We start from the raw sequence: 14,394 nt of genomic DNA, 5'->3' as shown, positions 1-14,394 counted from the left end.
TGCGTGACGCCAGCCCGGGCCATCAGCTCCGCGAGCTTCCTCGGGTCCTCACGCCCCTCCAGGTCCGGGTAGCACAGGGTGCCGCCCTCGAAGAGGGACCAGAGCAGGCCCGCCAGCGAGGCGTCGAAGGTGAACGGCGCCAGCGACAGCACGATGCTGGGCGCGCCGTACACCTCGCGCCGGGCCCGCGTCGCGGAGACGAGCTGCCGGTGCTCCAGCACCACGCCCCTCGGCCGGCCCGTGGAGCCGGACGTGTAGACGATGCATGCCGCATGGTGTGCCTCGGGCGCGGGGAGCCAGGTCTCCGCCGTGCCCGCGCGCCCCACCGGCTGTATTCCACCGGCCGCTTCAGGCAGCGAGTCCAGCGACACCACCGTCGTGCCCTCGCGCGTGGGGACCAGCAAGGCATGCGCGACAGTCGAGACGACCACGCGCGCCCGCGTGTCCTCGAGGATTCCGGAGAGCCGCTCCGCCGGGTGGTCCACATCGAGCACCACCGCCGCCGCGCCCGCGCGCATGACGCCGAGCATTCCCGCCACCACGTCCGCGGGCCGAACCAGCGCGAGCGCCACCACCGCATCGTTTCCCACGCCCAGACCGCGCAAGTGCTTCGCCAGCCGCGCGGACAGCGCATCGAGCTCCCGGTACGTGAGCCGCCGGGAGCCGTCCTCCACCGCCACCGCGTCCGGTGTCCGAGCCACCTGCGCCGCGAAGCGCGCGGGCACCGTGTCGTTCCGGGAGACCTCGGGTGCGGCGGGCGGGTTCCACTCCACGAGCAGCCGCTGCTTCTCGGACTCGGACAGCAGCGAGAGGCGGGACAGGCGCTGCTCGGGCGACGCGGCCACCGCCTCCAACAGACGGACCAGGTGCCCCGACAACCGGGAGAGGGTGTCCGCGTCGAAGAGGTCGGTGTTGTACTCGATGCCTCCCGTCAGCCCCTCCTTCGACTCCACCAACTCCAGCGTGAGGTCGAGCTTGGTGGCGGCCGTGTGGACGGCCCGGTTGCGGATGTGCACCCCCGCCAGCTTCACCTCCGGCGCGGGCGTGTTGTGCAGCACGAGCATCGTCTGGAAGATGGGCGTGTGGCTCAGGTCGCGCGCGACGTGGAGCGCGTCCACCAGCTTCTCGAACGGCACCTCCTGGTGCGCGAAGCCACCCAGCGCCGAGCGGCGCACGCGGCCCAGCAGCTCGGTGAACGTCGGGTCACCGGACAGGTCCGCGCGCAGGGCGATGGAGTTGATGAAGCAGCCGATGAGCGGCTCGACCTCGGGGCGGTTGCGGCCCGCCACCGGCGTGCCCACCGCGAAGTCCTCCTGCCCCGAGTACGCGTGCAGCAGGGCCTGCCAGGCCGCCATCAGCACCATGAAGGGCGTGGCGCCCTCGCGCCGGCCCACCGCGTTCAGCGCATCGGTGAGCTGCCGTGACACGCCGAAGGGCAGTCGAGCGCCGGGGTACGTCTGCACCGGAGGCCGGGGCCGGTCCGTGGGCAGGCGCAGCACCGGCACGTCGGCCAGCACGTCGCGCCACCAGTCCTGCTCGGCCTTCAGCTCGGGGCCGCGCATCCACTCCTGCTGCCAGACGGAGTAGTCCGCGTACTGCACGGGCAGCTCGGGCAGTGGCGACGGCAGTCCCGCCTGGAAGGTCGCGTAGAGCGTCGCCAGCTCCTGCATCATCACGCCCGCGGACCAGCCGTCCGAGACGATGTGGTGCAGCGCGAGCAGCAGCACGTGCTCGGTGCCGGTGACCCGCAGCAGCGCTGCGCGGATGAGCGGGCCGGTCTTCAGGTCGAACGGGCGGCGGGCTTCATCCCTCGCCCAGGCGGAGATTTCGTCCTCGCTCGCGCCTTCCGCCACGGAGAGGACGATGGGCACCTCCAGCGACGGTGCGATGACCTGCACCGAGCCCGAGTCCGCCATGGCGAAGGTGGTCCGGAGGACTTCGTGCCGGCGCACCACCTCGTTGAGGGCGCGCTCCAGCGAGGCCACGTCCAACGCGCCGCTCATCGTGAGCGCGACGGCGTTGTTGTAGGCCACGTTCCCCGGCTCCAGGTGGTCCATGTACCAGAGGCGCTGCTGCGCGAAGGACAGCGGCAGCGGCTTGTCTCGCGAGACGCGCGGGATGGGCGGCGGGCCCTCGGGCTTCTTCGCCGAAGCGCCCGGCGTCACCGCGACCTTCGGCGGCTTCGGACGGCGCGACGGCACGGGCACGGCGGCCAGCAGCTCCAGGGAACCGTCGATGCGGCGGCGGGCGCGGCGGCCCGTCAGGAGCTTGCGCGTCCCGGACTGCGTGTCCTGGAGGATGCGGAGCGATGCCGAGCCTGGCGCGTTCCAGAAGCCTCGCGGGACACCCGCGCCCGTCACCGCGAGCTCGCCCACCACGTTCTGTGGAACAGGCCGGCCCCGCGAGTCGACGACCTCCCAGGAACCCACGAGCCCATCACCGGGCATGGACCAGGTCCCGAGCCCCTCGGTGCGGCACACGACGTCCGTGCCCAGGGAACGAGCGAGCGCGGAAGCCTCGTCCGGCGTCGCGCCCTCCAACAGCACGCGGCGCAGCGAGCCGAGCGATTCCGACAGCGCACGAGCCTGTGCCACCGTGCACTGCAGGTGGGTGATGCCCGCGTCTCTCACGAGCGACCGCAGCGTCTCCGCCGCGTCGGGCCCTTCGTGCAGCGTCAAGAGCGGCACCGCCGCCGCTGGCGCTGGCGAATATCGGCCACGCAGCACATCCAGATGCTGCAGCCCTTCGAGCGTCGCCTCCACCTCCACACCGAAGTCCACGAGGCAGGCCAGCTCATCCACATCGAGCCCGCGCACCCGCTCCACCATGGGGCCGCAGGAGTCCGGTGTGCCGAAGAGGCCACCGTCCTCCAGGTAGCGCTCCACGCCGTGAGACAGCATCGCATCCACGTCCGCGGGCGTCAGTGAGCGCGGGTCCAACTGCAACCCCAGGCTGGCGATGAAGCCCGAGGTGATGTCCACCGAGCTGCGGAAGTAGTCGAGCAACGGCTGACGCACACGCTCGCGCACCGTCGCGGGGTCCGCGCCCAGGTACGTGTGCATCATGAGGCTCACGTGCCCCCGGCCCGCGTGTCCGTGCTGGCGCCAGGCCTCGCGATAGATCGCCACCTTTCCGGCCAGCTCATCGAGCTTCTGGCCCATCAGGTTGGTGAGCACGTAAGCACCCAGCTCACCCGCGAGGCGGAACGTCTCAGGACTTCCCGCGGCGGTGAGCCAGACGGGCAGCTCCTTCTGGACGGGACGCGGGCGGAGGGACAGCTCCACCTCGTCACCCGCGCCATTGAGGCGCCGCACCGTGCCACCCCGCCACAGCGCGCGGACCTCCTCGATACCGCGGAGCATGACCTCCTTGCGCCGCGCGTAGCGGTCCGGTGCGAAGACGAAGTCGTTGGCGTGCCAGCCCGAGGCGAACGACACACCCACTCGGCCCTCGGAGAGGTTGTCGATGACGGCCCACTCCTCGGCCACGAGAACGGGGTCGTGTAGCGGGATCACCACGCTGCCGGCGCGGATGCCCACGCGCTCTGTCACCGTGGCCACGCCCGCGCCCACCACCGACGGCCTCGGGTAGAGACCACCGAAGGAGTGGAAGTGCCGCTCCGGCGTCCACACCGCGGAGAAGCCATTCGCGTCCGCGAACTTCGCCGCCTCCAGCAGCAGCCGGTACTTGCGTCCTCCGAGCGAGTCCTCGTCGTTGGCGAAGAACGACAGGCTGAAGTCCGGTCCCCGACGCCCGGCACCATGACCCGAATTGAGCAGGTGGAGGCGGGCACGCTCCTCCGGAACCACCACACGCAGGCCCCGCGACAGGGCCCACAGCAGCTCCAGCCCCGAGCCTGGAGCGTGGCTCTCCTCCGTCGCGAGCCACACACCATTCGCCGTGTTCCCCACTGCATCCAGGCGGTGGAACACGTCCGCTACCGTGCGGTGCGTGTGGATGGCGCGGAGCCGGTCTCCCGAGGGACCGACTCGCGGCTCCAGGCACACCATCGTCTCCGCGGACACATTCGCCGGACGGCTGCGCGTGGGTGACTCCGCGCGAGAAGCGCGAATCATCGACTCCGAGAGCGTCTCCAGTGAGCCCGTGGTCCCTGCATGGGGCAGGAGCGAAGCGCGGGACAACGCGAGCGCATCGGTGCCCTTCCCTTCCGCGAGCAGCGTGTCCACATGCAGCACGCGCGAGACATCCAGCGTCGCGCTCGTCCGCACGCGCTCGTGGGCGAGCAGCAGGGGTTGCGGTCCACCCTCGGGCGCCAGTGCGGCCAGCTCACGGAGCTGTGGCACGGACAGCAGCACATACGCACCGCCGGCCTCCAGTACCGCCCAGAGCGCCACCACGCGCTCCACGGACGGCTCCAGGCACACGGCCACCAGCACCTCGGGCCCCACGCCTCGCGCGGTCAGCACCGCCGCGAGCTTCTGCGCCTTCTCGCGCAGCTCGCCCCAGGTGACACGCCGCTCGCCCACGGTGAGCGCCACGGCTCCGGGCTCCTTCGCGGCTCGTGCCTCCAGCAACGACGCCGCCGGCACCGGTGTGTTCGGCACCAGGGAAGGCTCGACGTGTGGCTCGCTCGCCTCCAGCGGCAGCGCGGAGAGGCGCAGGTCCGGCTCCGCCACCGCCGCGGTGAGCAGCGCATCCCAGTGCGCGAGCAGCCGGTCCACCGTCGCGGGCTCGAAGCGCTCAATCGCGTAGTCGAGCGTGCCGGAGAAGCCCTCTTCGCTCTCGCCCATGGACACGGAGAGGGACGACAGCACTGCGCCGAACTGCACCGGCCCGTCCTCCACGTCCACCAGGCTCATCCGCAGGCCCGGCAGGTCCAGGTGCGGCTCGAAGCGGGTGTGCAGGATGAACAGCGTGTCGAATACGCGCTCGCGGCCCGTGTCCTTCCTGGGCTCGATTTCGCGCACCAGGTACTCGTAGGGCACGTCGGGGTTGGCGTACGCCTCCAGCGTCACATCCCGCACGCGGCCGAGGAGCTCGCGGAAGGTCGGGTCCCCGGACAGGTCCGTGCGCAGCGGCACCGCGTGCGCCACGTAGCCGATGACGGGCTCCAGTTCCGGGCGGCTCCGGTTGCCGATGGGCGTGCCTACCACCAGGTCATCGCGGCCCGTCCAGCGCAGCAGCAGCGCGTTCCATGACGCCAGCAGCACCATGAACGGGGTGATGCCCTCGCGCTGCGCCAGCGCCTGAACCGCGCGCGTCACCGCCAGGGAGAAGCCTACGTTGCGGCGCACACCGCTCAGCGCGGGACTGTCTCCGCGCGGACGGTCCACCGGCAGGTCCAGCGGTTCGGGCAGCGACACCAGCCGCTCGCGCCACGCGGCCATCTGCGAGGAGAACGCGCCCACCTCCAACGCCTTGCGCTGCCACGCCGCGTAGTCCGTGTACTGCACGGGCAATTCGGGCAGCGGCGACGGCCGGCCCTGCTGGAAGGCACCGTAGAGCGCTCCCAGCTCCCGCCCGAACACCACCAGCGACCACGTGTCGCAGACGACGTGGTGCACCGTGACGACGAGCAGGTGCTCGTCCGATGCCTGCCGCAGCAGCCGCGCGCGCACCACGGGCCCACGCTCGATGTCGAGCGGCCCCGCCGTCTCCGCGTGAATCAACCGGCGCCCCTCGGCCTCGCGCTCCTCCGGCGTGTTCCCCGCCAGCGGCTCCACCCTCAGCGGCAGCTTCAGCTCCGGGGCGATGCGCAGCACCGTGCGCCCGTCCACTCGGGGATACGAAGTCCGCAGGGCCTCGTGACGCCGGGTCATCGCCTCCAGGCTGCGCTCCAGCACGGCCACGTCCAGCGTGCCGCGCAGCCTCAGCACCATGGACATGTTCAATGCCGGGTTGCCCGGCAGCGCCTGCTCCAGCGCGACGACGCGCTCCTGCACCACCGACAACGGCAGCGCCCCTTCACGAGGCACGCGCACCAGGGGCGGCAGCGCCGCTTCCGTGCGCTCCTCCCCCGTGCCCATTCGCGCCTGGATGCGCGCCGCCACACCGGCCACCGTCGGTGCTTCGAACAGGTCGCTCAGTGGGAGCTGCACGGGGAAGGCCTCGCGCAGGCGCGTCAGCATCTGCGCCGCCATCAGCGAGTTGCCGCCCAGCTCCAGGAAGTCATCGTGGATGCCGAAGTCGGCGCGCCCCAGTCGCTCGCGCCAGATTTCCAACACCTTGCGCTCCACGTCCGTGCGTGGCGCGGCCTTGTCCGACGGAAGCTCCATTGGCGGCGCGGCGACGGCTTCCGGTACAGGCGCCGTTGCCTGCACGGCGGCAACGGACGACACGGGAAGGGACGCGGGCACCTCCACCGCGAAGGACTGTCGCTGGAATGGATAGGTCGGCAGCGACAATCGCCGCCGCTGCTCGTGCGCGTAGACGTCCTCCCAGCGCACCTCCAGGCCCTGCTCCCACAGCGCACCCAGTGCCTCGCTCAGCGCCGCATGCTCGGACGCCTTGGCCCCCGCGCGCGGCAGCGAAGCCACGGCGCGTCCCGAGTGACCGCGCAGGCCCAGCCTCGCCAACGCGGTGAGCGCCTGGTCCGGCCCCACCTCCAGGAACACGGTGCAGCCGTCGGCCTTCAGGGCCTCCAGTCCGTCACCAAAGCGCACGGGCGCGCGCATCTGCCGGGCCCAGTACGCCGGGTCCGTCACCTCCTCCGGACGAATCCACGTGCCGGTGACGCTCGACACGTACGGCACCTGGGGCGCGGAGAGACGCAGGCCGGACACCACGCGCTTCAGCTCGTCCATCAGCGGCTCCACGTCCGCCGAGTGGAACGCGTGCCCCGCAGGAAGCCGCAGCACGCCGACTCCGCGCGCCGTCAGCTCGCGCTCCAGTGCCTCCACCTCCGCCGAGGGCCCGGACACCACGCACCGCTCCGGCCCGTTCACCGCCGCCAGCGAGAGCCCGCCCGACAGCAGCGGGCGCACCACCTCCTCCGCCGCGCCCACCGCCGTCATGCTTCCCGGAGGCATCCGCGCCATCAGCCGCCCACGCGCCGTCACCAGCGCCAGCGCGTCCTCCAGCGGCATCACTCCCGCGAGGCACGCCGCCGTGTACTCACCGAAGCTGTGCCCCAGCAGCGCGTACGGCTTCACGCCATACGATTCCCAGAGCCGCGCCAGCGCGTACTCCACGGAGAACAGCGCCGGCAGCGCGAAGCGCGGGTCCGCCAGCGTCTCGCGCGCGGCCGCCTCCGCTCCGGGCGCGGGCATCAGCACGCCCCGCACCGCCGCTTCGAGCGAAGGCCCCAACCCCGCCAGGCACGCGTCCAGCGCCTCACGGTACGCGGGCTCCGCCGCATACAGCTCGCGCCCCATGCCCACCGACTGCGCGCCCTGCCCCGGCAGCAGGAAGGCCACACGCCCTTCCCGCGCCGCCGCCACGTCCTCCAGCACCCGCGCCTTGCCCGGAGCACGCAGCCGCGCCACCAACTCCGCCCTGTCCTTCGCCACCACGGCACGGCGGTGCTCGAAGCCACGGCGTCCCACGTTGCGCGTGAAGGCCAGGTCCGCCAGCACCACGTCAGCCGGCGCGGACTCCAGCCAGTCCGCGAGCTGCTTCGCCGATGCTTCCAGCGCTCCCGCCGTGCGCGCGGACAGCGTCACCACCTGCGTCGGCCGGGCGGTCGGCGCGAGCGGCGGAGGCAGCGGCGCCTCCTCCAGCACCGCGTGCGCGTTGGTGCCGCCAATGCCGAACGAGCTGACGCCCGCGCGCCGGGGCACCTCGCCCCGAGGCCACGCCCTGCGCGAATTCACGACGAAGAAGGGACTGTTCGCGAAGTCGATGGCCGGGTTGGGCTGCTCGAAGTTCAGGCTGGGAGGCAGCTCTTCATGGTGAAGCGCGAGCGCCGCCTTCATGAGCCCGGCCAGGCCCGCCGCAGTGTCGAGGTGGCCGATGTTCGTCTTCACCGAGCCGAGGCCGCAGTAGCCCTTCCGGTCCGTCTGCCTCCGGTACGCGCGCGTCAGGGCGGCGACTTCAATCGGGTCCCCCAGCGCGGTGCCGGTGCCGTGCGCCTCCACGTAGCCGATGTCCCCCGCCTCCAGCCCCGCGTACGCCAGCGCCTCGCCGATGACGTCCGCCTGTCCCTCGACGCTCGGCGCCGTGTAGCCAATCTTCTGGCCACCGTCGTTGTTCAGCGCCGAGCCACGGATGACCGCGTACACGTGGTCCCCGTCCCGCAGCGCGTCCTCCAGCGGCTTGAGCACCACCGCCGTCACGCCGTTGCCCGGCACCGTGCCCGCCGCCTTCGCGTCGAAGGCGCGGCAGTGTCCGTCCGGGGAGAGAATCATCCCGTCCTGGTAGAGGTAGCCCGTGCGCTGCGGCAGTGCCAGACGCACCGCTCCGGCGATGGCCATGTCGGACTGGCGCAGCAGCAGGCTCTGGCACGCCATGTGGACGGCCACGAGGCCCGTGGAGCACGCGGTGTAGACGGCGAGGCTCTCACCGCGCAGCTTCAGCTTGAAGGACGCCTTCGTCGCGAGGTTCTCGCCCGTGGTGCCCAGCAGCTCGAAGAGCGAGGCCGGGTCCAGCTTCCCCTGCCCCATCAACGACAGCGTGTGGAACGACGGCCCCGCGCCCGCGTAGAGGGAGATCTTCCCCGCGTAGCGCTCCGGGTCATACGCCGCGTCCTCGAGCGCGGCCCAGGCGCACTCCAGGAAGACGCGCTGCTGCGGGTCCATCCACTTCGCCTCGCGCGGCGGCACGTCGAAGAAGCTGGCGTCGAAGGACTCGCCCTCGTCCAGCACCGACGCCGCGGGCACGAAGTCCGGGTGTTGGCGCACCGCCTCTGGAGCGACGGGAGAGGCCTCCAGCTCTCCAGGCTTCAGGCGGGAGATGGACTCCACGCCCTCGCACAGGTTGCGCCAGAAGGCCCGCACGTCCGCGGCACCGGGGAAGCGTCCCGCCATGCCGATGATTGCGATGTCGTTGCCGCCCACGCCCGTCGTCACGTCCTGGTCACTCATGGCCTCGGGTGTTCCTTCCGCGACGCTGGAGGACCTGCCTGCGGGCCTCCGCGCGCTCCTGGTGCTTCACGCCCTCCACCGCCGGCTGCGCCTCGGCGGACAGCCGCCGGGCGAGTGCGTGGACGGTGGGATGTTCGAAGAAGTGGGTGATGGGGACGTCCCTGCCGAGCGACTCGCGCAGCCGCGCGCACGCCCGCACCGCCGTGAGCGAGCTGCCGCCCAGGTCGTCGAAGAAGTGCGAGTGCACGCCCACCGACGGGTGGCCCAGCGACTCGGCCCACGCACGAGCGATGGTCTCCTCCAGAGGCGTGCGCGGCGCACCGTCGGGTGCCGCGCTCCTCGTGGGCGGAGGCAGTGAACGCGCGTCCACCTTGCCGCTCGGCAGCAGCGGCAGTGCGCTCAGCGCGAGGATGTCCGCGGGCACCAGGTGTTCGGGCAGCCGCGCGCGCAGCAGGGCCTTCACCTCGCCGGGCGCGAGCGGCTCACCGGACGCGGGCACCACGTACGCCACCAACCGGGGCTCTCCGCCCGCCGGAGGCCGCCACACGGTGACATGCGCCTGCCGCATCCCGGCCACCTCGCGCAGGGCCACCTCGACCTCACCCGGCTCGATGCGGAAGCCGCGCAGCTTCACCTGCGAGTCCGCGCGGCCCACGAAGTCGATCCGCCCATCCGCGCGCCAGCGCACCACGTCGCCCGTGCGGTACAGCCGCGCGCCGGGCTCGCCCCCATGCGGGTCCGGCACGAAGCGCTCGGCTGTGAGCTCCGGGCGGCCAAGATAGCCGCGCGCCACGGACGGCCCGCCGATGTACAGCTCTCCCGCCACGCCCACGGGCACGGGCTGCATCGAATCGTCGAGCACGTACGCGTCGATGTGAGACAGCGGCCGGCCGATGGGCGGCGGCCCCGCCTCTCCCGGCGAGCAGCGCCCCCATGTGGCGCAGACGGTGATTTCCGTGGGGCCGTATGCGTTGAAGAACGTGCGGCCCGGCGCGAGGCGCGTCACGAGGTCCGCCGGGCAGACCTCTCCTCCCGTCACGAGCAGCGTCAGGTCCGGCAGCGGGGCCTCGGGCAACAACGTGGCCACGGACGGAGGTAGCACAACCGTGGTGATGCGCTGCTCCTTGAGGACACGGTGCAGCGCCTCGCCCGCGAGCAGCTCGCCGGGCGGAGGCAGGTGCAGCGCGGCTCCGGTGGAGAGGGCCTGGAAGTAGTCGGACACCGAGATGTCGAACGAGGGCGAGCAGAACTGGAGCTGCCGCGTCCCCGGCCCGAGGGGAAGGCCCGCGCTCATGGACCCGGCCATGTGCACGGCACCCCGGTGTGTCACCACCACGCCCTTGGGACGGCCGGTGCTGCCGGAGGTGTAGATGACGTAGGCGGCACAGTCCGGCGAAGGCACGGAGGAGCCGGAGAGGACCGGCTCGTCAGCGGCCATGCCCGGTGCACCGTGCTCCTCCCAATGCAGGAGCTCCACACCTTCGGGAAGCGTGAGCCGCTGCGCGAGTCGTCCGTGGGCCAGCAGCACCCGCGCGCCCGCGTCCGCGAGCATCCAGGTCACACGCTCGGGAGGATTCGACGGCTCGAAGGGCAGCACCGTTCCGCCCGCCTTCAGCACGGCGAGGAAGGCCACCGCCGCCTCCGGCCCTCCGCGCTCCACCAACGTGCCGACGCGCACCTCGGGCCCCACGCCATGACGTCGCAGCCGGGCCGCCAACCGTCCTGCCCAGGCATCCAGCTCGCGGTACGTCCAGCGCGTGGCACCCGCGACGAGCGCCACGGCGTCGGGCGTCCGCGCGGCCTGGTTCTCGATGAGGCGATGGGCTTCCGCAGTGGCAACGGGGCTCTGGGTGTCCGTCCGTCGTCCCAGGTCCACCAGGGCGCGCCGCTCATCGGCATCCAGCAGCGGGAGCTCCACCAATGGGACATCCGGTGACGAGGAGGCCGTCTCCAGCAGCGCGCGCAGATGACGCGCCATGCGCGCGGCGGCCTCCGCGTCGAAGAGGTCCGCGCAGTACTCCAGGCTGGCGGCGAAGCCCCCCTCCACCTCCGCCATCATCAGCGTGAGGTCGAAGGCGGAAGCACGGTGGCCCAGCGGGAAGGACTCCACCTCCAGCGCGCCCAGGCGGGCCCTCACGCCCGGCTCGCCAAGCGCGAATGCGCCCAGCGACTCGCGCCCGGGCCGGCCGGACTGCAACGCGAACATCGCCTGGAAGACGGGAGCACGGGACGGGTCTCTGCGAGGCTGGAGCCGCTCGACGAGCCGAGCGAAGGGGAGCTCCTGGTGCTCCAGCGCCTCCAGCACCGTGCCGCGCACCTGCGTGAGCAGTCCCGAGAAGGACAGCGAGCGGGGCATCCGGGCGCGCAGCGCGACGGGATTGACGAAGTAGCCCACCTGCCGGGACAGGTCCGCGCGCGTCCGGCCCGCCGTGGGCGTGCCCACGATGATGTCCTCCTGCCCGGTGTAGCGGCGCAGGAATGCGAGGTACCCCGAGAGCAGCGTCATGAATGGCGTGGCGCCGTGCGCGTGCGCCAGGGCCTTCAGGCGCGCGGCCGTTCGCGGCTCCACGCGGAAGGAAACGGTGGCCCCACGGAAGGACTGGAGCCGGGGACGGGGCCGCGACGTGGGCAACTCCAGCGCGGGCAGCTCGCCACCGAGCCGCTCGCGCCACCACGCCTGGAGCGCATCACCCGCGGCGCCGGTGTAGCGCGCTTCCTGCGCGCGGAGGATGGCGGGAGCCGGAGGCGGCGGCGGAAGCAGCGCGGCGGGTGTGCCCTGGGCCTCGGCGGTGTAGAGCGTGCCCAGTTCCTCGGCCAGCACCTCCAGCGACCAGAAGTCGGTGATGAGGTGGTGCAGCACGATGAGCAACACGGACCCGCCCGGCGCACCGGTGAACAGGCGCGCGCGCACCAGCGGTCCACGCTCCAGGTCGAAGGGCCGATGTGCCTCGGCGTCGAGCCGTTCGCGCAGAGCCTCCACCGTCGCCGACGAGGCGTCCTCCAGCTCCAGTGACGGCACCGTGGCCGCGGGCCGCAACACGGGCTCGCCGCGCTCCTCGGGGAACGCGGAGGCCAGCGCGGGGTGGCGCGCGACGAGCGCCGAGAAAACGCGCCCGAGCACGGCGGCATCGACGGACGAGGTGAACCGCAGCGCGCGGGCCACGTGGTACGCGGTGCTCCCGGGTGCCATGCGCTGGAGGAACCACAGCGCGCGCTGTCCGTCGGACACATGGGTCGCGGACCCCTCAGTGGACGTGGACGCAGCACCGCCAGAGGTCTCACCGCGCTTCTGTTCCACCCAGGCCGCGACCTCGCGAAGGCTCGGTCCCTGGAGCAGCAGTGCGGCCGGCAACGAGACGCGCCAGCCCTCCTCCACCGCGTGCAGCACCTCCAGGGAGCGCAGCGAGTCGAGGCCGAAGTGCGTGAGCGGCACCTCCGTGTCCAGCTCATCCGCGGCGACACCGAGCAGTCGCGCCACCCGGGGGCGGAGCCATGCGAGCACGTCGCCGTGGCCCGGTGCTGACTCCTTGCGTGCATCCGCTCCGAACGTGGGCTCCTCCGGGCGCACCGCTGAAGCTCCACCATCAACACCGGGCGGGCTCACCTCCGCGCGGGCCACGTGTGCCCCGCCCTCCGCCGCATCTGTCGTGGAGGCGCGCTCCCGCCACTCCCGCACCACATCCAACGAGCCGGCCAGGAACGCCTCGCGGCACGCGCGCCGCTGCACCTTCCCGCTCGACGTCTTGGGCAACGCGCCCGCGGAGATGAGCACCACCGCATGCGCGGCGACACCGTGCTCCTCGGCCAGCACCGCGCGGATGCGCGCGAGCACGTCGTCCACGTCCCCCGCCACCTTCGCGGAGACCTCCTGCACCAGCGCGAGCCGCTCCTCCCCATCCACCTCCACGGAGAACGCCGCGCCACAGCCAGGGCGCAGGCCCGGGTGGCACCGCTCCACCGACAACTCCAGGTCCTGCGGGTAGTGGTTCCTCCCGCGCAGCACCAGCACGTCCTTCAGCCGCCCGGTGACGAACACCTCGCCACCCTCGACGACGCCCAAGTCCCCGGTGCGCAGGAACATCCCCTCGCCCGAGTCCGCCAGTCGCCCATGGAACGTGCGAGCCGTCTCCTCCGGCCGCTGCCAGTACCCATCCGCGACGCTGGGCCCACGCACCCAGATTTCCCCCACCCGCCCCGGCGCGCTCGGTGCGCCCGTCTCCGGGTCCACCACGCGCAGTTCCTGCCCACCCAGCGCCTCGCCGCACCCGACGAGCACCGCCTCCACCTCGCCGTCCACCGGCGCCCGCGCCTCGCCGTGCCGCAGCCCCTCGCGAGCGAACCTCCGCACCACCGGCGCCGCCGCGCGCTTCCCTCCGGTGACGATGAGCGTCCCCTCCGCCAGCCCGTAGCAGGGGTAGAACGCCTCACGCCGGAAGCCCGCGGGCGCGAAGGCCTCCGCGAAGCGCTCCAGCGTCTCCGCGCGCACCGGCTCCGCGCCGCAGAACGCCACCTCCCAGCGGCTCAAGTCGAGGGCGGCCCGCTCCTCGGGCGTGCTCTTGCGCACGCACAGGTCGAACGCGAAGTTGGGCCCGCCGCTCACCGTGCCGCCGAAGCGCGACACCGCCTCCAGCCACCGCATGGGACGCTGCAGGAAGGACAGCGGCGGCAGCAGCACCGTGGGCACGTCGCGGAACAGCGGCTGGAGGATGCCGCCAATCAGCCCCATGTCGTGGTACGGCGGCAGCCAGATGACGCCCACTGGATTCGGGCTCGCATCGAACCCGCGCGCAATCAGCCCCGAGTTGTGCAGCAGGTGCCGGTGCCGCAGCACCACTCCGCGCGGCGTCCCCGTGGAGCCCGACGTGTACTGGAGGAACGCCACCGCGTCGCCCGTGAGCTCGGGCGCGCGCCACTGCTCCGACTCCGTCGCCGGCACCACGTCCGTGGCCAGCCAGCGCAGCGCGCGCAGGTCGGGCGCGTCCGCCGTGAGCGGCTCCACCATGTCCGCGATGCCGGACGTGGTGAGCGCCACGCGCGCCCCGCAGTCCGCCACCAACGCCTGGAGCCGGGGCAGCGTGCGCCCCAGCCGCATCGGGTCCGGCGGATACGCGGGCACCGCGACCACGCCCGCGTACAGGCACCCCAGGAAGCCCAGCACGTACTCGCGGCCCGGCGGGTACAGCAGCAGCGCGCGCTCTCCAGGTGCCAGGTGTTGCTGAAGCAACGCGGCAACAGCCCGAGCCCCCGCGTCAAGCTCCGCGTAGGTGACGGTGCGCTCACCCTCCTCCTCCAAGAAGGTGAAAACGTTCTGTCCGCCCTGCGCCGCGGCTCGGGCGCGGCAGAGGTCCACGAGGGTGAGGTTCTCCGGACAGACGAATTCGGTGGCGGGGTCGGCGCGCGTCAACAGGTGCAT

Annotated in this window: 2 protein-coding genes (1 of these 2 running past the window's edge); both read right to left on the bottom strand. The window is 72.4% G+C overall.

Annotation, left to right across the window (positions count from 1 at the left end; genetic code table 11):
* Window positions 1-8,981 carry the 5' portion of a type I polyketide synthase gene (locus tag ACVTJA_RS24975; RefSeq protein ID WP_465839743.1) on the bottom strand. Its footprint begins 2,467 nt before the window's first position, so 8,981 of the gene's 11,448 nt are visible here — the first part of the coding sequence; it begins with the start codon at window positions 8,979-8,981; its stop codon lies beyond the left edge, outside the window.
* Window positions 8,974-14,394 carry an amino acid adenylation domain-containing protein gene (locus ACVTJA_RS24970; protein WP_465839742.1) on the bottom strand — a complete coding sequence of 1,807 codons (5,421 nt, stop codon included), beginning with the start codon at window positions 14,392-14,394 and terminating at the stop codon, window positions 8,974-8,976. Before ACVTJA_RS24970 ends, ACVTJA_RS24975 begins: the two co-directional genes overlap by 8 nt.

Source organism: Pyxidicoccus sp. M6 (genome assembly GCF_055568925.1).
The sequence above is the reverse complement of the archived record's forward strand: the minus strand, read 5'-3'. Positions and strand labels throughout refer to the sequence as shown.

Bases quoted from the DNA above. Each gene is read 5' to 3' on its own strand.
- ACVTJA_RS24970 (WP_465839742.1), bottom strand. From the start codon at position 14,394: ATGCACCTGTTGACGCGCGCCGACCCCGCCACCGAATTCGTCTGTCCG.